We start from the raw sequence: 20,896 nt of genomic DNA on the forward strand, positions 1-20,896 counted from the left end.
GCGCGCGATGGCTGGAGCGTGGCGCGCGGCGCCGACGGCTGGCTGTTGCGGCTGAGCGCGGCGCGCGCCATCCGCCTGCCGTATTGCGGCGAGTTGGCCGAGCAACTGCTGTTCGCTCGGCTGGCGGCGGAGTGGCCGCCAGCCAGCCTGAGCGTGTGCGGCGCCGACGCCGCCCTGGTCGGCGCGCGCCTGCCGGCATGGCAGGGCGAACCCAGGCAATTGGCCGCCCATGATTGGTGCAGCGGCCAGGCACAGCAAGCGTTTGACTTCGCCAACGGCGATTTGGCGGCCAATCGCCGCTGGCGCGACTGGGGACCGGCGCTGCGGCGCAGCGGCTTGGCGCTGGGTGGCCTGCTGGCGGCGCAGCTGGCGCTGACCCTGGGCCAGGCCGGCTGGTACGCCTGGCAGAAACAAAGCTTGTCGGCGGACATCCGCGCCGCCGCCAAGCCCTGGATCGGCGGTCAGGCGATGCCGGGCAGCAGCGCGTTGGCGATGACGCGCGCGGTGGACAAATTGCGGCTGAGCCACGGCCTGCCGGCGCGCGACGACGCCTTGGAACTGATGGGCGCGCTGGCCGCGCTTAGCGGCCGCGAACTGCAAACCCGTTCGCTCAGCTATGACAGCGGCCGGCTCAAGCTGCAGGTGGCGGAAGTGCCGGCGGACACGCTGCAGCGCTGGCGCAGCCAATTGGCCGCCCAGCAGATCCGCCTGGACGTGGCCACCACCCAACAGGGCACCAAAGAACTCAGCCTGTCGCGAGAACCTTGAAATGAAGCAATACCGTGAACAATTCGCCGTCTACTGGCGGCAGCGCAGCCGCCGCGAACAAGGGCTGCTGGCGGCAATGGCGCTGGTGCTCGGCGTCGGCCTGCTCTACGCCGCGGTGTGGGAGCCTGCGGCCAAATCGGTGGAGCGCAACCGCGCCGCTGTCGGGCGCTTGCAAGCCGAACTGAGCTATGTGGGGTCCCTGGCGCGCGAAGCCGAGCAACTGAAGCGGCAGCCGGCGCAGGCGGCCTTGCCGGCCAAGGAATTGATGCCGGTGATCCGACAGGTGGCGCAAAGCCAGGGATTGAACGAGGCCGGCTGGCGGCTGAGTCCGGAGGGCGAATCCGGCGTGGCGCTGGAAGGCGTGCTGGCCTTCGATGCCTGGGTCAAGCTGGCCGGCGTGTTGGCGGCTCAGCACCAGGTGCGTGTGCTCAGCGTGCAGACCGAGGCGCAGCCCATGCCGGGGCAGGTGCATATCAAGGCCTTGTTCGGCCATGCGGGAGGCGGCGCATGAAACGGAAGATCCTGATAGGCGCGCTACTGGGCGTCTTGTTCTTGGCCGGCCTGATCGCCGCGCTGCCGGCTAGCTTGCTGTCGCTGCCCTTGCTGCGCGCCACCGGCGAGCGCTGGCAGTTCAGCGGCGCGCAAGGCACGGTGTGGCAGGGCAAGACGCAGTTGGTCTATGTCGGCGACAAGGGAGAAGTGCTGCCGATGAGCCGGATAGGCTGGCATTTCCAGCCCAAGGCCTTGCTGTCGGGGCGGGCGATCTGGCTGCTGGAGAGCGACGGCCAGGACGGCAAGCTGGAGTGGGCCTGGGGCGGCGTGGAAGTGAACGGCGTCAACCTGACCTTGCCGGTGGCGGCGCTGGCGAATCTGTCCAAGACCTGGCAGGCGGCGCGCCTTGGCGGGGATCTGCAGGTCAAGATCGGCCAGTTCAGCCGCAAGGGCGGTCAATTGAACGGCAATCTGCATGTCAGCTGGCTGGGCGCGGCCTCGCCCTTGAGTCCGTTGTCGCCGTTTGGTTCCTATCAACTGGAAGTCAACGGCGCCGGCGCCGGGGTGAGTTTGAACGTGACGACGCTGGACGGACCGTTGAATCTGAGCGGCCAGGGGCAGTGGCAGCCGGGCGCCGCGTTCGCGCTGGCCGGCAGCGCCGACAGCCCGCCGGAAAAATACGACGCCTTGAAGCCGCTGATGCTGATGCTGGGCAAGCCGAGCGGGCCGAACAGCGTGCAATGGCAAATCCATCCAGGCGTCTGAGCGCCGCTCATTCGTCATGTTATCGAATTTTCTTGTGATTTTTTCTTCACAGCGGTACTATAGAAAGGTTTAACCAAACGGGACTGATGCGCCAGGCATCGAGTCCCGTTCTTCACATAAAGCAATTCGAAAACTTAGGGTAGGGACAGATCCCATCTGTCGCGGCGGAGGCCTTGCGCGAGCGAGGCGGCCGGGCCGGCGGACGGGGTCAAACAAAAACCGGCGCAGCCGGTTTTTCCTTACCCGCCGCAAACGCAATAGGAGCAGCTTGTGTCAACCGTACCCGCAATCCTTGTCTTGGCCGATGGCACCGTGTTCAAGGGCAGTGCTATCGGGGCCGCCGGACATACGGTGGGCGAGGTGGTTTTCAATACCGCCATCACCGGCTATCAGGAGATTTTGACCGACCCCTCCTATACCAAACAGATCGTCACCCTGACTTATCCCCATATCGGCAACGTCGGCGCGAATTCGGAAGACACCGAATCTCGCGCCGTTTTTGCATCCGGCCTGATCATTCGCGATCTGCCGCTGCTGCACAGCAACTTCCGCGCCGAAGACTCCTTGTCCGCTTATCTGAAGCGACACAATGTCGTCGCCATCGCCGACATCGACACCCGCCGCCTGACCCGCATCCTGCGCGAGAAGGGCGCCCAGGCCGGCTGCGTGATGGCCGGGGACATCGATGAGGCGCGCGCGCTGGAACTGGCGCGCGGTTTCGGCTCCATGGCCGGCCAGGATCTGGCCCAAGTGGTCAGCTGCGACAAGCCTTACGCCTGGACCGAGCGCGAGTGGAAGCTGGGCGCCGGCTATCAGGTGCAGGCGTCCACTCGTTTCCACGTGGTTGCCTATGACTTCGGCGTCAAGCACAACATCCTGCGCATGCTGGCCGAGCGCGGCTGTCAGCTGACCGTGGTGCCGGCCAAGACTCCGGCCGCCGATGTGCTGGCGCTGAATCCGCACGGCGTGTTCCTGTCCAACGGTCCCGGCGATCCGGAACCGTGTGATTACGCCATCGCCGCCATTCGCGACATCCTGGACGCCAAGCTGCCGGTGTTCGGCATCTGCCTGGGTCATCAACTGCTGGGCCTGGCCAGCGGCGGCAAGACGTCCAAGATGAAGTTCGGCCACCACGGCGCCAACCACCCGGTGCAAGATCTGGACAGCGGCCGGGTGATGATCACCAGCCAGAACCACGGTTTCCAGGTGGATGAAACCAGCTTGCCGGCCAATGTGCGCGTCACTCATCGCTCGCTGTTCGACGGCACGGTGCAGGGCATCGCGCTGACCGACCGTCCGGCCTTCTCCTTCCAGGGCCATCCGGAAGCCAGTCCGGGTCCGGAAGACGTCGCCTATCTGTTCGACCGCTTCATCGCCTCGATGGCGGAACGCGTTTAAGCGGGGAGCGGGGACATGCTGGGGATTACCGATCTCACCACCTATCTGCTGGGCGCCATCGTCATCGTGCTGCTGCCGGGGCCCAACTCCATGTATGTGCTGTCGGTGGCGGCGCAGCGCGGCACTCGCGCCGGCTTTGCCGGCGCCGGCGGCATCATCATCGGCGACTTCATCCTGATGACGCTGGCGGCCACCGGCGCGGCCGGCCTGCTGAAGGCCAATCCGGCGCTGTTCGCCGTGGTCAAGTATCTGGGCGGCGGCTACCTGGCCTGGCTGGGCTTCAATATGCTGCGCGGCGCGCTGACGGCCTGGCGCCGCGCCGCCCGCGGCGAAGCCGCCGAGGCCAAGTCGGTGCTGGTGGGAGAGGAGAACCCCTTCGTCAAGGCCTTGCTGATCAGCCTGATGAATCCGAAGGCCATCCTGTTTTTCGTGTCCTTCTTCGTCCAGTTCGTCGATCCCGCCTACCCGCATCCGGCGCTGACCTTCGTCGCGCTGGGGCTGATCGTGGAAGTGTGCAGCACACTGTACCTGACCGCGCTGATCGTCGCCGGCCACCGGCTGGCCCAGGCCTTCCGCCGCCGCCGCAGGTTGAGCGCGGCGCTGGGCGGCTCGGTGGGCGCGCTGTTCGTCGGCTTCGGCGCCAAGCTGGCGGCGGCCAGCCTGTAAGACCAAGATTTAATATTCGCCAAGAAGCCGCCGGGCGTCCCAGGCGCCCGGGCTTCGCGGCAAACAAAATGCAATCATAAAGAGTAGAACCATGCCAAAGCGTAGCGACCTCAAAAGCATTCTGATCATCGGAGCCGGCCCCATCGTCATCGGCCAGGCCTGCGAATTCGACTACTCCGGCGCGCAAGCGTGCAAGGCCCTGCGCGAAGAGGGCTACAAAGTCATCCTGGTGAACTCCAACCCGGCCACCATCATGACCGACCCGGACATGGCCGATGTCACCTACATCGAGCCCATCACCTGGAAGGTGGTGGAAAAAATCATCGCCAAGGAGCGCCCGGACGCCATCCTGCCGACCATGGGCGGGCAGACCGCGCTCAACTGCGCGCTGGACCTGGCCAAGAACGGGGTGCTGGAAAAATACAAGGTGGAGCTGATCGGCGCCACCGAGGACGCGATCGACAAGGCCGAGGACCGCGGCCGCTTCAAGGAGGCGATGGCCAAGATCGGCCTGTCCTGCCCGCTGTCCTTCGTCTGCCACACCATGGAAGCGTCGCTGGAAGCGCAGGCCAAGGTGGGCTTCCCGACGCTGATCCGCCCGTCCTTCACCATGGGCGGCTCCGGCGGCGGCATCGCCTACAACCGCGAAGAATTCCTGGCCATCTGCGAGCGCGGCTTCGAAGCCTCGCCCACCCATGAGCTGCTGATCGAACAATCGGTGCTGGGCTGGAAAGAGTACGAGATGGAGGTGGTGCGCGACAAGAACGACAACTGCATCATCATCTGCTCGATCGAGAACTTCGATCCGATGGGCGTGCACACCGGCGACTCCATCACCGTGGCGCCGGCGCAGACGCTGACCGACAAGGAATACCAGATCATGCGCAACGCCAGCCTGGCGGTGCTGCGCGAGATCGGCGTGGACACCGGCGGCTCCAATGTGCAGTTCGCCACCAATCCGGCCACCGGCGAGATGATCGTCATCGAAATGAACCCGCGCGTCAGCCGCTCCTCGGCGCTGGCGTCCAAGGCCACCGGTTTCCCCATCGCCAAGATCGCCGCCAAGCTGGCGGTGGGCTTCACGCTGGATGAACTGAAGAACGACATCACCGGCGGCGCCACCCCGGCCTCCTTCGAGCCGTCCATCGACTACGTGGTCACCAAGATTCCGCGTTTCGCCTTCGAGAAATTCCCGCAGGCCGACGACCGTCTGACCACCCAGATGAAATCGGTGGGCGAAGTGATGGCGATGGGCCGCACCTTGCAGGAATCGATGCAGAAAGCGCTGCGCGGCCTGGAAACCGGCCTGGCCGGCTTCGATCCGGTGACCAGCGACGAAGCGGCGATCCGCCACGAACTGGGCACGCCGGGACCGGAGCGCATTCTATACGTGGCCGACGCCTTCCGCATCGGCATGAGCCGCGACGACATCCACGCGGTCAGCAAGATCGACCCCTGGTTCCTGGCTCAGATCGAAGACCTGATCGGCGAAGAACAAGCGCTGGCCGGCCGCAAGGTGGAAGAACTGGACTACGCCGAATTGCGTCGCCTGAAGCGCAAGGGCTTCTCCGACCGCCGTTTGGGCGAGCTGTTGGGCTCGGACCAGGCCGCGGTGCGCGCCAAGCGCTGGAGCTTGAACCTGCACCCGGTGTACAAGCGCGTCGACACCTGCGCCGCCGAGTTCGCCACCAATACCGCCTATATGTACTCGAGCTATGAAGAAGAGTGCGAATCCAATCCGTCCGACCGCAAGAAGGTGATGGTGCTGGGCGGCGGGCCCAACCGCATCGGCCAGGGCATCGAGTTCGACTACTGCTGCGTGCACGCGGCGCTGGCGCTGCGTGAATCCGGTTTCGAGACCATCATGGTCAACTGCAACCCGGAAACCGTGTCCACCGACTACGATACCTCGGACCGTCTGTATTTCGAGCCGCTGACGCTGGAAGACGTGCTGGAAATCTGCCGCATCGAAAAACCGTTCGGCGTCATCGTCCAGTACGGCGGCCAGACTCCGCTGAAACTGGCGCGCGCGCTGGAAGCCAACGGCGTGCCCATCATCGGCACCACGCCGGACATGATAGACGCCGCCGAGGACCGCGAGCGCTTCCAGAAGCTGCTGAACGAGCTGGGCCTGAAGCAGCCGCCCAACCGCACCGCGCGCGCGCCGGCCGAAGCGATGAAGCTGGCCGAGGAAATCGGTTACCCGCTGGTGGTGCGCCCGTCCTACGTGTTGGGCGGCCGCGCGATGGAAATCGTCCATGAGCCGGCTGACCTGGAACGCTATATGCGCGAGGCGGTGAAGGTGTCCAACGACAGCCCGGTGCTGCTGGACCGCTTCCTCAATGATGCGATCGAAGTCGACGTCGACTGCGTGTCCGACGGCGACAGCGTGGTGATCGGCGGCATCATGCAGCACGTGGAGCAGGCCGGCGTCCACTCCGGCGACTCCGCTTGCTCGCTGCCGCCCTACAGCCTGTTCCCGGCGGTGCAGGACGAAATCCGCCGCCAGACCGTGGCCATGGCCCGCGCGTTGAACGTGGTCGGCCTGATGAATGTGCAGTTCGCCATCCAGGGCGACACCATCTACGTGCTGGAGGTGAATCCGCGCGCCAGCCGCACCGTGCCCTTTGTCTCCAAAGTGACTTCCGCGCCGCTGGCCAAGATCGCCGCGCGCGCGATGGCCGGCATCGGTCTCGTCGAGCAAGGCTTCACCAAGGAAGTGATCCCGCCGTTCTACGCGGTGAAGGAAGCGGTCTTCCCCTTCATCAAGTTCCCCGGCGTCGACACCATCCTGGGGCCGGAAATGAAGTCCACCGGCGAAGTGATGGGCGTGGGCAAGACCTTCGCCGAAGCCTACGTCAAGGGTCAGCTGGGCGCCGGCGACCGCCTGCCCAAGACCGGCAAGGTGTTCCTGTCGGTGCGCGACAGCGACAAGAACGGCGCGGTGGAAGTGGCGCGCGAACTGCAGCGCCTGGGCTTCGGCGTCTGCGCGACGCGCGGCACCGCCAAGCACTTGTCCGCCGCCGGCATCGTGGTGCAGGTGGTCAACAAGGTCAATGAAGGCCGTCCGCACATCGTCGACATGATCAAGAACTCGGAAATCGATCTGCTGATCAATACCGTGGACGAGAAGCGCCAGGCGATTCAGGACAGCCACTCCATCCGCCGCTCGGCCTTGCAGGCACGGATTCCGCAATACACCACCCTGGCCGGCGCCAAGGCGGTGTGCGTGGGCATGGCCCACGCCGAGGAGTTCGACGTCTACAGCGTGCAAGAGCTGCACAGCCAGATCCAGGGTTGAGACTGACGGCGGCTTAGTCCGTGGGGGCTTGGAAGCGGGAGCGGTTTGCCGTTACAATCCCCCCATAACCCGCTACTTCAAGCCGCCGTCCAGTACGGCGGCTTGTGCTTTTGATGAAGGCGGAGTGCCGCCTCTGGAGAGAATTCTGAAATGATCAAAGTCCCGTTGACCGTGCGCGGTGCCGAACTTCTGAAAGAAGAGCTGCAACGCCTCAAGAGCGTGGAACGTCCGTCGGTGATCGAGGCGATTGCCGAAGCCCGCTCGCATGGCGACTTGTCCGAGAACGCCGAATACGACGCGGCCAAGGAACGCCAGGGCTTTGTCGAAGGCCGCATCGCGGAACTGGAAGGCAAGATTTCCAATGCGCTGATCGTGAACCCGGCCGAGCTGGATGCCGATGGCCGCGTGGTGTTCGGCGCCACCGTCGAACTGATGGATCTGGAGAGCGAGGAAAACGTCACCTACCAGATCGTCGGCGACGACGAAGCCGACATCAAGGTGTGCAAGGTATCGGTGAACTCCCCGATCGCGCGCGCGCTGATCGGCAAGGAAGCCGGCGACGTGGCCGAAGTGGTGGCTCCGGGCGGCATCCGCGAATACGAAGTGCTCGACGTCAAATACATCTGATGGCGGCGGGGCGCGGGCCTAGGCCTGGCGCTCGGCGCGGCGCGGGAGAGGACTGAGACATGGATGGATTGCGTTCCATCGCCAAGACCTTCTGGATTGGCGGCTTGTGGGTGATAGGCATCATCGTGGCGCCGGTGCTGTTCGCCATGCTGGACCGGGTCACCGCCGGCATGGTGGCCGGCAAGCTGTTCGCCAGCATCGCCTGGGTGGGGCTGGTGTGCGGGGTGATCCTGCTGGTCGACCATATCCGCCGCAACGGCGCGGCCGGGGTCAAGGAAAGCGGCTTCTGGCTGGTGATGGGCATGCTGGCCTGCACGCTGATCAATCACTTCGCCGTCACCCCCATCATCGCCAATCTCAAGGCGCAGATGAATCATGCGGCCGAAGGCCTGTTCGGCGGAGGCTTCGCCACCTGGCACGCGATTTCCAGCCTGATCTATCTGGTGCAGAGCCTGATGGGCTTGGTCTACGTCTGGCGCAACGATTAAGCTACGGCTCGCCGTAGCGCTCTCTCTTGGGAGGGGACAAAACAAAAGCGGTGGCATGCCACCGCTTTTCTACGAAGCGCGATCGCCGCGAGCGGCGTTCAGCCCTTCAGCGCTTGCTTGTTCTTGGGCAGAACGATGCGCTCCTTATCGCTGGGGCGCCACAGCACCAGCAGCTTGCCGATATGCTGAACCGGGGCGGCGCCCAGGTCTTCGCAGATCTGCTCGAACATGGCGACGCGCGCTTCGCGGTCGTCGCCCAGCACGCGGACCTTGATCAGTTCGTGCGCGTCCAGATTGATGGCGATTTCGCGGATCACCGCGTCGGTCAGGCCGTTATTGCCTATCATCACCACCGGGTTGAGGCCGTGCGCCAGTCCCTGCAAATGTTTGCGCTGGAACGGCTTGAGTTCAATTTTCATGGAAATACGGATTTACAAAGCAAAAGCGGATTCTACTCGAATTTGCGCGCTTTCCCAAAGTCCGCGCCTAAAATAACTGAAAAACAACAGGATAGCGCGGCTGGCCTGTTGTCCCACCAACGGAGCTAGCGCAATGGCTAGAAGCAAGAGCAGCAATGGCTGGCTGCAGGAACACGTCAACGACCCCTACGTCAACCAGGCGCAGAAAGACGGCTACCGCGCGCGCGCCGCTTACAAGCTGCTGGAAATCAACGACAAGGACAAGCTGATCCGTCCCGGCACGGTGCTGGCCGACCTCGGCTCCACGCCCGGCAGCTGGTCGCAGGTGGCGGCGCGCATCGTCGGCGACAGCGGCAAGGTATTCGCGCTCGACATCCTGGACATGGATCCGGTGCCCGGCGTCGACTTCATCCAGGGCGACTTCCGCGAGGAAGAAGTGCTGGCGCAATTCGTGCAATTGCTCGGCGGCCGCGAATTGGACCTTGTAATTTCCGATATGGCGCCCAATATGTCAGGCATGAGCGCCATGGACCAGGCCAGGAGTTTCCTGTTATGCGAGCTGGCGCTGGAATTTGCGCGGGATCATTTGAAACCTGGCGGCCATTTTCTCGTCAAAGTGTTCCAGGGCAGCGATTTCCAAGCCTATCTCAAGTCCATGCGCGAGCTGTTCGACGAGGTAGTCACCCGCAAGCCGAAAGCGTCGCGCGACCGTTCCAGCGAAATTTACCTGCTGGGCAAAGGCCGACGCTGACATAAAGTGGCTCGCGGCGTACAATCAAAGCAAATATCTAGACAAGCAACCAAAAAGTCAGGGCACAGAGGAGTCCGCTACTCGTGAACAATATCGGCAAAAACATCGCGATATGGGTCATCATCGGTTTGGTACTGATGACGGTATTCAATCAGTTCAACAAGCGTCAGGATACCCAGAATCAGCTTGAATATTCGCAGTTCATCAGCGATGTCGAGTCCGGCAAGGTCCAGTCCCTGACCATAGAAGGCCACCCGCTGCGCGGGCAATGGCTGAAAGGCAAGCTGACCGACGGCTCCGCGTTCAGCACCTACGCGCCCTACGATCCGCAACTGGTCGACGACCTGATCAAGAACAACGTCCGCTTCTCCGCCAAGCCGGAAGAAGAGCCGTCCATGCTGATGAATATTTTCATCAGCTGGTTCCCCATGCTGTTGCTGATCGGCGTCTGGGTGTTCTTCATGCGCCAGATGCAGGGCGGCGGCAAGGGCGGCGCGTTCTCCTTCGGCAAGAGCAAGGCCAGGATGCTGGACCAGGACGCCAACACCGTCACCTTCGCCGATGTCGCCGGCTGCGACGAGGCCAAGGAAGAGGTGAAGGAGATCGTCGATTACCTGCGCGATCCTTCCCGCTACCAGAGCCTGGGCGGCCGCATTCCGCGCGGCATCCTGCTGGCCGGCTCGCCCGGTACCGGCAAGACCTTGCTGGCCAAGGCCATCGCCGGCGAGGCCAAGGTGCCGTTCTTCAGCATCTCCGGCTCCGACTTCGTTGAAATGTTCGTCGGCGTGGGCGCGGCCCGCGTGCGCGACATGTTCGAGCAAGCCAAGAAGAACTCGCCGTGCATCATCTTCATCGACGAGATCGACGCGGTCGGTCGTCAGCGCGGCGCCGGTCTCGGCGGTGGCAACGACGAGCGCGAACAGACGCTGAACCAACTGTTGGTGGAAATGGACGGTTTCGACACCAATTCCACCGTGATCGTGATCGCCGCGACCAACCGTCCGGACGTGCTGGACCCGGCGCTGCAGCGTCCTGGCCGTTTCGACCGCCAGGTGGTGGTGCCGTTGCCGGACATCCGCGGCCGTGAACAGATCCTGGGCGTGCACATGCGCAAAGTGCCTATCGCCGCCGACGTCAACGCCGAGGTGATCGCGCGCGGTACGCCGGGCTTCTCCGGTGCCGACCTTGCCAACCTGATCAACGAAGCCGCCTTGTTCGCCGCGCGCCGCAACAAGCGCCTGGTGGACATGGAGGACCTGGAGTCCGCCAAGGACAAGATCATGATGGGCGCCGAGCGCCGCAGCATGGTGATGACCGAGGAAGAGAAGCGCAACACCGCTTATCACGAGTCCGGCCACGCCGTCGTCGCCAAGCTGTTGCCCAAGGCCGATCCGGTGCACAAGGTCACCATCATCCCGCGCGGTCGCGCGCTGGGCGTGACCATGCAGCTGCCGGAACAGGATCGCTTCGCCTATGATCGCGGCTATCTGCTGGACCGCATCGCCATTCTGTTTGGCGGCCGCATCGCGGAAGAGCTGTTCATGAACCAGATGACCACCGGCGCTTCCAATGACTTCGAGCGCGCCACGCAAATGGCGCGCGACATGGTGACCCGCTACGGCATGAGCGACAAGCTGGGCCCGATGGTGTACGGCGAGAACGAGGGCGAAGTCTTCCTCGGCCGCTCCATCACCACCCACAAGAACCTGTCCGAAGCCACCATGCAGCAGGTGGACGCTGAAATCCGCCGCATCATCGACGAGCAGTACGCGCTGGCGCGCCGCCTGCTGGAAGAGAACCGCGACAAGGTGGAAGCGATGACCGCCGCGCTGCTGGAATGGGAAACCATCGACGCGGATCAGATCAACGATCTGATGGACGGCAAGCCGCCGCGTCCGCCCAAGCCGGGCGCCGGTTTCGCGGCCAAGCCGCAGGAAGACAAGCCGACGCCGCCGGCGGCGGAGGTCAGCGCCGATCCGGCCCAGGAAGTCTGAGACCTTAAGTGAAGAAGCCGGGCAAGCCTTGATGGGCTTGCCCGGTTTTTTTGCGACAATTCATACCCATCCATGAGCGTAGTCAGATCATGAAACCCTCTTTGCAATGCGGGCGCTTCACGCTCGATCTGTCCCGTCCGCTGGTGATGGGCATTCTGAACGTCACCCCGGACTCCTTTTCCGATGGCGGCCGCTTCAACGCCTTGGACCAGGCTTTACGGCATGCCGAGCGGATGCTGGCCGAAGGCGCGGCTGTCCTCGACATCGGCGGCGAATCCACGCGGCCCAATGCGCCCCATGTCAGCCCGGAACAGGAAATGGAGCGGGTGCTGCCGGTGCTGGAGCGCCTGCGCGAGCTGGGCGCGCCGCTGTCGCTGGACACGCGCCGCACGGCGGTGATGCGCGAGGCGCTGGCCTTGGGCGCGGTGGACCTGGTCAACGATGTGTCGGCGCTGGAAGACGCGGGCGCGCTGGAATTGGTGGCGGGCGCGGACGCGGCGATCTGCCTGATGCACAAGCAGGGCAATCCGGACACCATGCAGGATCGTCCGGAGTACGCTGACGTGGTGGCCGAAGTGGCCGGCTACCTGGCGCGGCGCGTCCAGCTGTGCCTGGATGCCGGCGTCGCCCGCGAGCGTTTGCTGGCCGATCCCGGTTTCGGTTTCGGCAAGACGCTGGAACATAATTTGGCGCTGCTGCGCGGCCTGCCCGAGATCGAGCGCGCGGCCGGCTCGCCGCTGCTGGTGGGCTTGAGCCGCAAGTCCATGCTGGGCGCGATCACCGGCGAAGCGGTGCCGGCGGAGCGGCTGGGCGCCAGCGTGGCGGTAGCGCTGGAATCGGCGCGGCGCGGCGCGCGCATCATCCGCGTGCACGATGTGAAGGCCACGCATCAGGCGCTGCAAGTGCTGGCCGCTTTGGAAGGATTGAACTAAGGGGTACGCCTGGCGCACAATAGCCGGCGTAGCGATTACCGCGGTTGGCCAGAAGCCGGCCGGATTCGAGAGAAAAACATGAGCCGTAAATACTTTGGCACCGATGGCGTGCGCGGCGAGGTCGGCCAGTTCCCGATCACGCCGGAATTCGTGATGAAACTGGGCTATGCCGCCGGTCGGGTGCTGGTGGACCACGATAAGGGGCATCGTCCGACGGTGCTGATAGGCAAGGACACCCGGATTTCCGGCTATATGCTGGAAGCCGCGCTGCAAGCCGGCTTTTCCGCCGCCGGCGTCAATGTGCTGTTGACCGGCCCGCTGCCGACGCCGGGCATCGCCTACCTGACCCGCGCGCTGCGCCTGGAGGCCGGGGTAATGATCTCCGCCTCGCACAATCCCTTCCAGGATAACGGCATCAAGTTCTTCGCCGAAGGCGGCAAGAAGCTGGATGATGCGGTCGAACTGGAAATCGAGGCGATGCTGGAGCAGCCGATGGCGACCAATCCCTCCGAGCAATTGGGCCGGGTGCGTCGCATCGAGGGCGCGGTGGAGCGCTACATCGAATTCTGCAAGAGCAGCTTCCCCAACGACCGCGATCTGAAGGGCTTGAAGCTGGTGGTGGATTGCGCCCACGGCGCCACCTATCACGTGGCGCCCAAGGTGTTCCACGAATTGGGCGCCGAGGTGGTGACCATAGGTGGCGAGCCGGATGGCTACAATATCAACGAGAAGGTGGGCGCCACCTATCCCAAGACCCTGCAAGTGGCGGTGCTGGAGCATCACGCCGATTACGGCATCGCGCTGGACGGCGACGGCGACCGCCTGATCATGGTGGACCGCGACGGCACGGTGTACGACGGCGACCAGCTGATCTACGTGATCGCCAAGGCGCGCGCGGCGGCCGGCAAGCTCAAGGGCGGCGTGGTGGGCACGGTGATGACCAATCTGGCGATGGAGCTGGCGCTGAACAAGCAGGGCGTGGCCTTTGGCCGCGCCAAGGTCGGCGACCGCTATGTATTGGAAATGCTGCACGGCCAGGGCTGGCAGGTGGGCGGCGAAGCTTCCGGCCACATCCTGTGCCTGGATTGCCATTCCACTGGCGACGGCATCATCTCCAGCCTGCAAGTACTGGCCAGCCTGACCGATCTGGGCATGAGCCTGGCCGATGCCTGCAGCGACTGGCAGCCTTATCCGCAGACGCTGATCAATGTCCGTCATAATGGCTGCGACTGGAAGAGCGCGTCCGCGGCGCCGCTGGCCGCCGCCGAGCAGGCCTTGCAAGGCCGAGGCCGCGTGGTGTTGCGCCCGTCCGGCACCGAGCCGGTGGTGCGGGTGATGGTGGAGGCCGACGACAAGATCCTCGCCGATCAATGGGCGCAGACGATTGCGGAGGCGATTCGGCAAGTCGCTTGAGCGCGACAGCCGGCGGCTGCCGGCATCAGCATGAAAACGCCAAACAATTTCTGTTTGGCGTTTTTTATTGCCTGAATTTGGAAAGAAATGGAGCTTATTGTTTTTAAGCGAAACATACAGATAGTGACTTTGCGTGCAACTGTATCTAATGACATCTTTTTGTCATTGCGCTCTGGTTAGAATCAGCGCTCCTTACGCTCGTGATGAAACCAGACCATGAAAACAGCAAAAGCATTCAAGGCCTTGAGCCCGGTCGCCATGGCAGTGGCGCTGGCGGTTCCGGCCTTGGCTCAGGCCGCCTGTGGCGCCGCCGGCGCCACCCTGATCCATGATGTGCAGGGCCGCGTCGTCGGCAGCCCGCTACAAGGCAAGACCGTGACCGTGGAGGGCGTGGTCAGCGGCGCCTTCACCGGAACCGGCCAATTGCGTGGCTTCTATCTGCAAGAAGAGGCGCGGGACCAGGATGCAGACCCGGCCACCTCGGAAGGCATCTTCGTGTTTCTCGGCAATCTGGCCGCGCCGACGCTTAAACCCGGCGACGTGGTGCGCGTCACCGGCAAGGTGTCCGAGTACAGCCGCAAGGGCGACGCCGCCAGCGAAACTCAGATCACTCCGGCCAGCATCGCCGCGGTGGAGCAGTGCGTCTACCGCGAGCCGCTGACCTACGCCAGCCTGCGCCTGCCGCTGCAATCCAGCGCCCAGCTGGAAGCGTTGGCCGGCATGGCGGTGAGGCTGGAAGGCCCGGTCTATGTCGCCGCCAATTACGACTACGGCCGCTATGGCGAATTGACGCTGTCCAGCCAGCCGCGGTTGTGGACCGCGACCCAGCGTTTCCTGCCCGGCAGCGCCGAGGCCAAGGCGCTGAGCGAGGCCAATCAACTGGATAAGCTGACGCTGGACGACGGCCTGCAGATCCAGAACGCCAATGCCTGGCTGCCGGCGCCCGGCGGCTTGTCCGCCAGCCAGACCTTGCGCAGCGGTGATCGTCTGGATGGCGTGACCGGCGTGGTCAGCTACGCCTTCGGCAAATACCGGCTGCAGCCGCTGGCCGCGCCGCGCGCGGTGGCCAGCAATCCGCGTCCCGGCGCGCCCAAGCGCCTGCCGGAAAGCGTGCGTTTCGCCAGCTTCAATGTGCTCAATTTCTTCAATGGCGATGGCCAGGGCAAGGGCTTCCCGACGCCGCGCGGCGCCAAGACCCAGCAGGATTTCGAGCGTCAGCGAGCCAAGATCGTGGCGGCGATTCGTCAGTTGGACGCCGATGTGGTCGGACTGATGGAAATCGAGAATGACGGCTTCGACCGCTATTCGGCGATCCAGGACCTGGTCAACGCCTTGAACCAGGGCCAGCCGCAGCCCAAGCAATACCGTTTCGCCAATCCCGGCCTGCCGCAGGTGGGCAGCGACGCGATCACCACCGGCCTGATCTACCGTCCGGCCACGGTGACGGCGGAGGGCAAGGCCGAGGTGAGGGTGATAGGCAATCCGCAGAAGAACCGGCCGGCATTGCTGCAGACCTTTGTGCTCGACGCCAAGAGCAAGAGCCGGGTTACCGTGGCGGTCAATCACCTGAAGTCCAAGGGCAGCAGCTGCGCCGACCAGGTGGTGGACGGCCAGTCCGACGTGGACAAGGGCGACGGCCAGGGCAATTGCAATCTGACCCGGGTGCAAGCAGTGCGCGATCTGATGGCCTGGTACGCCACCCGGCCGCAGCCCGGCCCCAACGATGGCATGCTGCTGCTGGGAGATATGAACTCCTACGCTAAGGAAGATCCGATCCGCGCGTTTGAAAGCGCCGGCTTCAACAATCTGCTGGCGCGCTGGAGCCGCGACGCCTATTCCTATGTGTTCAACGGCGAGTCCGGCAATCTGGACCACGCCTTGGCCGACAAGGCGCTGAGTTCCATGGTGCTGGCCGCGGGGGAGTGGCACATCAACGCCGACGAGCCGACGGCGCTGGAGTACAGCAGCGAGTTCAAGAGCGCGGAACAGCAGCAGAAGTACTATGCGGCGGATGCCTATCGTTCCTCCGACCATGATCCCTTGTACGTCGATGTGGCGCGCCGCGGCAACGCGGTGGCGGCGGCGGACGAGGGTGGGCTGCTCATGCTGCTGGGCCTTGGCGCGGTGGCAGCGATGGCGGCGTGGCGCCGCAAGAGCTGAAACCGGGGAGCATCGACGGCTGGCCATGGCTGCTCGTCGTCGTCATGCTGCCGCTGGCCGCGCCCTGGGGCGCGGCGGCGCTGTCATGGCGCTTCGAGCCGTGGAACGCCGCGGAGTGGTGGCGGTTACTGAGTGGGGGCTGGGTGCACGCCGACGCGCGCCACGCCTGCCTCAATAGCGCGGCGCTGGCCTTGCTGGCATGGCTGGGGCGGGATAGAGCGCCGCTGCTGCTGACGCTGGCCTTGGCGGCGCCGCCGGCCATCGCCGCGATGCAATGGCTGTGGCCGGCGCCGCAGGCCTTCGTCGGCGCCTCCGGCCTGGTCTACTGCTGGTGGGCGGCGCTGGCGCTGACCCAGCCGCGCTGGCGCGGCCTGTGGCTGGCCGTCTTGCTGGGGCGGCTGGCGTGGCAGAGCCTGTTCCCGCTTAGCTGGAGCGGCGGCGAACCGGTATTGGTATCGGCGCACTGGAGCGGCGCCGCCTTGGGTTTGCTGGCCGCTTGCGGCTGGCTTCAGTTATGGACGAGGCGCGGCACCCGCGGTGCCACCGCGCACATCAGCTCATAGCCCAGGGTGTCGGCGCCAGCCGCGACGCGTTCTATCGGCACTTGCGGGCCCCATAGTTCGACCCGGCTGCCGATGCCGGCCTGCGGCAGCTCGCTCAAATCCACCGCCAGCATGTCCATCGATACCCGGCCGACCGTGCCCGTCGGGTGGCCGTCCACCGCGACCGGCGTGCCGTTGGCGGCGATGCGCGGATAGCCGTCGGCATAGCCGCAGGCGACGATGCCGATGCGCATCTCGCCTTCGGCCACCAGGCGGCGGCCGTAGCCGACGGCATCGCCGGCCGGCACCTTTTGCACCGCGATGACGCGGCTGCTCAGCGTCATCGCCGGACGCAGGCCCAGGCCGGCGGCATCGGTGTCGGCAAACGGCGAACTGCCGTAGAGCACGATGCCGGGGCGCACGATGGCGCCGTGGGTATGCGGGTGGCGGAACAGCGCGGCGGAGTTGGCGGCGCTGACCGGCAGACCGCTGGGCGCGATCAGCGGCTGGAAGCGCCCCCATTGTTCGGCGACGCCGTAGTCGTCGTCGGCGCTGGCGAAGTGAGTCATCAGGGCGTCGACGCGCGCGCCGGGCTGCGCGCGCAATTGCGCCAGCGCGGCGGCGGCTTCGGCCGGCGTGAAACCCAGCCGATTCATGCCGCTATTGATCTTGAGCCAGCAAGAAACCGGCTGTTGGGCGGAACCTTTGGCCAGCCAGCTTATCTGTTGTTGGGAATGTACCGCGCCGCCCAGCCGGTAATGCGCCATCGCCGCGGCTTCCTCGGCGTCGAAAGCGCCTTCCAGCAGCACGATGTCCTGCTGGACGCCGGCTTGGCGCAGGCGGATGGCATCCTCGATATTGAGCAGGGCGAAGCCGTCGGCGACATCGGCCAAGGCCTGGACCGCGTCGAGCAGGCCATGGCCGTAGGCGTTGGCCTTGAGCACGGCGTAAGCCTTGGATTGCGGCGCCTGGGCACGGGACAGCAGGTAGTTGTGGCGGATGGCGGAGCGGTGGATTTCCACCTGGATAGGGCGAGTCATGTCAAGAAAGTCTGCGTTGGAGGTGTGCTATTATAAGCCCCTGGTGATGTACCCCGATAACGCAGCCGCGCCAGGATCGTCCTGAACGGAGACATGGCGGCAAGCGGAATAAAATGGACACTCTGCAAATACTTCTCGATTTTTTCACTGGCTACGGCTATTTCGCCGTGTTCACTGTGTTGCTGGTATGCGGTTTCGGCGTGCCGATTCCGGAAGACATCACCCTGGTGGCCGGAGGCATCATCTCCGGCCTAGGCTATACCAATGTGCATTGGATGTTCGTGGTCGGCATGGCCGGCGTGCTGGCCGGCGACGGCATCATGTTCACCGCCGGGCGGGTGTTCGGCAACCGAGTGCTGAAATTCCGGCCCATCGCGCGCATCCTGACCCAGGAGCGCTTCGAGGCGGTGCAGGAGAAGTTCGAAAAATACGGCAATTGGGTGCTGTTCGTCGCCCGCTTCCTGCCGGGCCTGCGTTCCCCCATCTTCATCACCGCCGGCATGACACGGCGGGTGTCCTACTGGCGTTTCCTGGTGATGGACGGTTTCGCCGCGTTGATCTCGGTGCCGGTCTGGGTGTATCTAGGCTATTACGGCGCCGCCAATCGCGAGTGGCTGATGACCATGGTGCATCGCGGCCAGGCCGGCATCCTGGCGGTGGTGGCGGCCTTGCTGCTGGGCGTGGCCTTTGTCTGGATGCGCCGCCGGCGCCAGCATCAGTGCGTGAAGAAATAAGCCAGCGCCACCAATGAAAAAAGCTTCCCAGGGGAAGCTTTTTTTACGTCCTTGCGTGGTTGGGGTTCAACCCACTTGCAGCAGTTCCACTTCGAATACCAGAGTGGCATTGGGCGGAATCACGCCGCCGGCGCCACGCGCGCCATAGCCCAGTTCGGCCGGGATGGTCAGCTTGCGTTTGCCGCCCACCTTCATGCCGAGCACGCCCTGGTCCCAGCCCTTGATCACATAGCCGGCGCCCAGCGGGAAGCTGAACGGCTGGAAGCGGTCCTTGCTGGAGTCGAACTTGGTGCCGTCGGTCAGCCAGCCGGTGTAATGCACGGTGACTTCCTGGCCGCTGACGGCTTCCGCGCCGTCGCCGATTGCCAGTTCTTCAATAATCAGTTCGCTCATTGGAATTCCTTTCGCGGATGCGCGGGATGGGGCCGGGCCAAGGCGGCCGGGCGCGGCCCCGTGCTAATCGGCGGATTATAGCAGCCGGATGGCCAGCTTGTGTTTTGCATCGCGTGGGGTATAACGGAATGGATGCGGGGCTGCTCGCACCATACCTGAGGGGGACTTGCCATGGACGTGACTCACGATATCCCGCGCGACCGCCCGGTTGCGCGCAAAGTGGAAACCCTGCGGCCGCTGCAGTGGCTGAAAAAAGGCTTCCGCGATTTCCAGAAAGCGCCGGCCGACTGCCTGTTCTACGGCGCGGTGTTCGTGCTGATGGGCTATCTGCTGACCTTGTATTCCGAGCATTCGCCGGAATTGATCATCACCTTCGCCACCATCTTCCTGCTGGCCGGCCCCTTCCTGGCGATAGGCTTGTACGATATCGCCAAGCAGATGGAGGCCTTCGACGGCCACGGCCGGGTCAAGCTGGCGCACAGCATGTCCGCCTGGCGAGTGAACCTGCCGGCCTTCACCTTGTACGCGGCCTTGCTGGCGGTGCTGGTGTTCGGCTGGTTCCGCGTGTCCTTGCTGATGTTCGCGCTGTTCTACGACACCGCTGCGCTGCCATCCTTGAACGATATCGTCGTCAATGCGTTCAACCCGGATAATATCGTCTTCCTGGTCGCCTATTTCGCGGTCGGCTTTCTGTTTGCCCAAGTGGTGTTTTCGGTCAGCGTGGTGTCCATCCCGCTGATGCTGGACAAGGAAGTCGATACCGTCACCGCGATGATCGCCAGCGTGCAGGCGGTGCTGAAGAATGTGCTGACGATGGGGATATGGGCGGCTATCATTGTGGCGCTGAGCGCGGTGGGCTTCGTGACCTATTTTCTCGGTCTGATCATCATCATGCCGGTGTTGGCGCTGGCCAGCTGGCATGCTTACCGCGATTTGATCACCTTCGAGAGATGACTGAATAGCTGATGACCCACTCCGTCGTATTTCTTGACCGGGACAGCTTGCCTGTCCCGGTTCCGCTTCTGCCGTTCCCGGCCGAGTACCATGAATTCCCGTCCACCAGCGTCGAAGACGCGGCGATGAATTGCTCGGGCGCCGACATCGTCATCAGCAATAAGGTACCACTGCGCCGCGACACGCTGGAACAGTTGCCGGGCCTGAAACTGGTGGCCATCGCCGCCACCGGTTACAACCATGTCGATCTGGACGCCTGTCGCGAACTGGGCATCGCGGTATGCAATATCCGCAACTATGGCGATGACACCGTGGCCGAGCACGCGTTGACGCTGATGCTGGCGCTGGCCAAGAATCTGCCGGCTTATCAGCGCGACGTTGCCGCCGGCATCTGGCAGCAGTCGCGGCAGTTCTGCCATTTTGGCGCGCCGATCCGCGATTTGCGCGGCGCGACGCTGGGCATCATCGGCGCGGGCGGCATCGGACGGCGCTTGGGTGAACTGGCCGCCGCGCTGGGCATGCGGGTCTTGTTCGCCGAGCGCAAGGGCGCCAGCGAAGTCAGACCCGGCTATGCGGCTTTCGCCGCGGTGCTGGCGCAGGCCGACGTGATTTCGCTGCATTGCCCGCTGAGCGAGGAAACGCGCGATTTGATCGCGCAGCCGGAGTTGATTGCGATGAAACCCGGTGCTCTATTGATCAATACCGCTCGCGGGGGGCTGGTCAACGAGGCGGATCTGGTGGCCGCGCTGAAATACGGGCAACTGGGTGGCGCGGGTGTTGACGTGCTCAGTGAGGAGCCGCCGGTGAACGGTAATCCCTTGCTGAAGACCCGCCTGCCCAATCTGATTGTGACACCGCATATCAGCTGGGCCAGCCGGCAGGCGATGGAGCGGCTGGCCGCGCAATTGGTGGAGAATATCGGCGCCTTCGTGGCTGGGGAATCGCGCAACCGCCTGGTTTGAGGTGGAGCGGGGTGAAAGAGTCGGCGTCATGCCGGCTTTTTTATGGGCGATATTTTAAACGTATAGTTTATATAAATGATTTTATAATTTATTTGTT

Annotated in this window: 20 protein-coding genes; 17 read left to right on the forward strand and 3 right to left on the reverse strand. The window is 64.2% G+C overall.

Annotated features, from left to right (window positions below):
* The 8 genes from LQT98_RS14740 to LQT98_RS14775 form a co-directional block, all read left to right on the forward strand.
* On the forward strand, positions 1-768 hold a 768-nt coding region (locus LQT98_RS14740), incomplete at its 5' end, for a type II secretion system protein L (protein ID WP_231463202.1).
* 1 nt (position 769) lies between these two features.
* Positions 770-1,279: a type II secretion system protein GspM gene (gene gspM, locus LQT98_RS14745; RefSeq protein WP_053074347.1), complete on the forward strand. Its 510-nt coding sequence runs from the start codon at positions 770-772 to the stop codon at positions 1,277-1,279.
* A complete protein-coding gene (locus tag LQT98_RS14750; RefSeq protein ID WP_231463204.1) occupies positions 1,276-2,025 on the forward strand; it encodes a type II secretion system protein N in 750 nt (249 codons plus the stop codon). The genes gspM and LQT98_RS14750 overlap by 4 nt, the downstream gene beginning before the upstream one ends.
* Positions 2,026-2,295: 270 nt before the next feature.
* Complete coding sequence (gene carA / locus LQT98_RS14755) at positions 2,296-3,423, forward strand: glutamine-hydrolyzing carbamoyl-phosphate synthase small subunit (RefSeq protein WP_231463206.1); 1,128 nt, start codon at positions 2,296-2,298, stop codon at positions 3,421-3,423.
* Between the two features lie 15 nt (positions 3,424-3,438).
* On the forward strand, positions 3,439-4,089 hold the full coding sequence (leuE, locus tag LQT98_RS14760; protein ID WP_048409566.1) for a leucine efflux protein LeuE: 651 nt from the start codon (positions 3,439-3,441) through the stop codon (positions 4,087-4,089).
* Positions 4,090-4,180: 91 nt separating this feature from the next.
* Positions 4,181-7,390 (forward strand): carbamoyl-phosphate synthase large subunit, encoded by a 3,210-nt coding sequence (carB, locus tag LQT98_RS14765; protein WP_048409567.1) that lies wholly within the window; start codon positions 4,181-4,183, stop codon positions 7,388-7,390.
* 150 nt (positions 7,391-7,540) lie between these two features.
* Positions 7,541-8,017 carry a transcription elongation factor GreA gene (gene greA, locus LQT98_RS14770; protein ID WP_048409568.1) on the forward strand — a complete coding sequence of 159 codons (477 nt, stop codon included), beginning with the start codon at positions 7,541-7,543 and terminating at the stop codon, positions 8,015-8,017.
* A gap of 59 nt (positions 8,018-8,076) precedes the next feature.
* On the forward strand, positions 8,077-8,505 hold the full coding sequence (locus LQT98_RS14775; protein ID WP_048409569.1) for a DUF4149 domain-containing protein: 429 nt from the start codon (positions 8,077-8,079) through the stop codon (positions 8,503-8,505).
* Between the two features lie 98 nt (positions 8,506-8,603).
* On the opposite strand, the gene yhbY is transcribed toward LQT98_RS14775, so the two are convergent.
* Entirely contained in the window at positions 8,604-8,924 is a 321-nt protein-coding gene (gene yhbY, locus LQT98_RS14780; protein WP_048409570.1) for a ribosome assembly RNA-binding protein YhbY, read from the reverse strand.
* A 133-nt stretch (positions 8,925-9,057) separates the two neighbouring features.
* Between yhbY and rlmE the strand changes: the two genes are divergently transcribed.
* The 6 genes from rlmE to LQT98_RS14810 all read left to right on the forward strand — a co-directional run bounded on the left by rlmE (position 9,058) and on the right by LQT98_RS14810 (position 16,737).
* The gene (gene rlmE, locus LQT98_RS14785) at positions 9,058-9,675 is read left to right on the forward strand and encodes a 23S rRNA (uridine(2552)-2'-O)-methyltransferase RlmE (protein ID WP_048409571.1); all 618 of its coding nucleotides are present in this window, start codon (positions 9,058-9,060) and stop codon (positions 9,673-9,675) included.
* 83 nt (positions 9,676-9,758) lie between these two features.
* The gene (gene ftsH / locus LQT98_RS14790; RefSeq protein WP_048409572.1) at positions 9,759-11,669 is read left to right on the forward strand and encodes an ATP-dependent zinc metalloprotease FtsH; all 1,911 of its coding nucleotides are present in this window, start codon (positions 9,759-9,761) and stop codon (positions 11,667-11,669) included.
* Positions 11,670-11,758: 89 nt separating this feature from the next.
* Positions 11,759-12,601, forward strand: a complete 843-nt coding sequence (gene folP, locus LQT98_RS14795; protein WP_231463208.1) for a dihydropteroate synthase — start codon at positions 11,759-11,761, stop codon at positions 12,599-12,601.
* 78 nt (positions 12,602-12,679) lie between these two features.
* On the forward strand, positions 12,680-14,014 hold the full coding sequence (gene glmM / locus LQT98_RS14800) for a phosphoglucosamine mutase (protein ID WP_231463210.1): 1,335 nt from the start codon (positions 12,680-12,682) through the stop codon (positions 14,012-14,014).
* 216 nt (positions 14,015-14,230) lie between these two features.
* The gene (locus tag LQT98_RS14805; protein ID WP_231463212.1) at positions 14,231-16,174 is read left to right on the forward strand and encodes an ExeM/NucH family extracellular endonuclease; all 1,944 of its coding nucleotides are present in this window, start codon (positions 14,231-14,233) and stop codon (positions 16,172-16,174) included.
* Positions 16,156-16,737: a rhomboid family intramembrane serine protease gene (locus LQT98_RS14810; protein WP_231463214.1), complete on the forward strand. Its 582-nt coding sequence runs from the start codon at positions 16,156-16,158 to the stop codon at positions 16,735-16,737. The genes LQT98_RS14805 and LQT98_RS14810 overlap by 19 nt, the downstream gene beginning before the upstream one ends.
* On the opposite strand, the gene alr is transcribed toward LQT98_RS14810, so the two are convergent.
* On the reverse strand, positions 16,683-17,756 hold the full coding sequence (gene alr / locus LQT98_RS14815) for an alanine racemase (RefSeq protein ID WP_231463216.1): 1,074 nt from the start codon (positions 17,754-17,756) through the stop codon (positions 16,683-16,685). The two genes, LQT98_RS14810 and alr, sit on opposite strands and share 55 nt — an antisense overlap.
* A 113-nt stretch (positions 17,757-17,869) precedes the next feature.
* On the opposite strand from alr, the gene LQT98_RS14820 reads away from it, so the two are divergent.
* Positions 17,870-18,490, forward strand: coding sequence for a DedA family protein (locus LQT98_RS14820; RefSeq protein ID WP_231463218.1), 621 nt, complete (start codon positions 17,870-17,872; stop codon positions 18,488-18,490).
* A 66-nt stretch (positions 18,491-18,556) separates the two neighbouring features.
* Here the strand turns inward: LQT98_RS14820 and LQT98_RS14825 are convergent, their stop codons facing one another.
* Positions 18,557-18,883, reverse strand: coding sequence for an FKBP-type peptidyl-prolyl cis-trans isomerase (locus LQT98_RS14825; protein ID WP_048409578.1), 327 nt, complete (start codon positions 18,881-18,883; stop codon positions 18,557-18,559).
* A gap of 171 nt (positions 18,884-19,054) precedes the next feature.
* On the opposite strand from LQT98_RS14825, the gene LQT98_RS14830 reads away from it, so the two are divergent.
* Positions 19,055-19,837: a DUF2189 domain-containing protein gene (locus LQT98_RS14830; RefSeq protein ID WP_048409579.1), complete on the forward strand. Its 783-nt coding sequence runs from the start codon at positions 19,055-19,057 to the stop codon at positions 19,835-19,837.
* An 11-nt stretch (positions 19,838-19,848) separates the two neighbouring features.
* A complete protein-coding gene (locus LQT98_RS14835; RefSeq protein ID WP_231463219.1) occupies positions 19,849-20,799 on the forward strand; it encodes a D-2-hydroxyacid dehydrogenase in 951 nt (316 codons plus the stop codon).
* The last annotated feature ends 97 nt before the right edge of the window (positions 20,800-20,896 follow it).

This window comes from Chromobacterium aquaticum (genome assembly GCF_021129195.1).
In the GTDB taxonomy this organism is placed as follows: domain Bacteria; phylum Pseudomonadota; class Gammaproteobacteria; order Burkholderiales; family Chromobacteriaceae; genus Chromobacterium; species Chromobacterium aquaticum.

Bases quoted from the DNA above. Each gene is read 5' to 3' on its own strand.
- glmM (WP_231463210.1), top strand. From the start codon at position 12,680: ATGAGCCGTAAATACTTTGGCACCGATGGCGTGCGCGGCGAGGTCGGC.
- LQT98_RS14835 (WP_231463219.1), top strand. From the start codon at position 19,849: ATGACCCACTCCGTCGTATTTCTTGACCGGGACAGCTTGCCTGTCCCG.
- LQT98_RS14775 (WP_048409569.1), top strand. From the start codon at position 8,077: ATGGATGGATTGCGTTCCATCGCCAAGACCTTCTGGATTGGCGGCTTG.
- carB (WP_048409567.1), top strand. From the start codon at position 4,181: ATGCCAAAGCGTAGCGACCTCAAAAGCATTCTGATCATCGGAGCCGGC.
- folP (WP_231463208.1), top strand. From the start codon at position 11,759: ATGAAACCCTCTTTGCAATGCGGGCGCTTCACGCTCGATCTGTCCCGT.
- LQT98_RS14750 (WP_231463204.1), top strand. From the start codon at position 1,276: ATGAAACGGAAGATCCTGATAGGCGCGCTACTGGGCGTCTTGTTCTTG.
- LQT98_RS14825 (WP_048409578.1), bottom strand. From the start codon at position 18,883: ATGAGCGAACTGATTATTGAAGAACTGGCAATCGGCGACGGCGCGGAA.
- LQT98_RS14830 (WP_048409579.1), top strand. From the start codon at position 19,055: ATGGACGTGACTCACGATATCCCGCGCGACCGCCCGGTTGCGCGCAAA.
- alr (WP_231463216.1), bottom strand. From the start codon at position 17,756: ATGACTCGCCCTATCCAGGTGGAAATCCACCGCTCCGCCATCCGCCAC.
- yhbY (WP_048409570.1), bottom strand. From the start codon at position 8,924: ATGAAAATTGAACTCAAGCCGTTCCAGCGCAAACATTTGCAGGGACTG.
- gspM (WP_053074347.1), top strand. From the start codon at position 770: ATGAAGCAATACCGTGAACAATTCGCCGTCTACTGGCGGCAGCGCAGC.
- LQT98_RS14820 (WP_231463218.1), top strand. From the start codon at position 17,870: ATGGACACTCTGCAAATACTTCTCGATTTTTTCACTGGCTACGGCTAT.
- leuE (WP_048409566.1), top strand. From the start codon at position 3,439: ATGCTGGGGATTACCGATCTCACCACCTATCTGCTGGGCGCCATCGTC.
- greA (WP_048409568.1), top strand. From the start codon at position 7,541: ATGATCAAAGTCCCGTTGACCGTGCGCGGTGCCGAACTTCTGAAAGAA.
- LQT98_RS14805 (WP_231463212.1), top strand. From the start codon at position 14,231: ATGAAAACAGCAAAAGCATTCAAGGCCTTGAGCCCGGTCGCCATGGCA.
- rlmE (WP_048409571.1), top strand. From the start codon at position 9,058: ATGGCTAGAAGCAAGAGCAGCAATGGCTGGCTGCAGGAACACGTCAAC.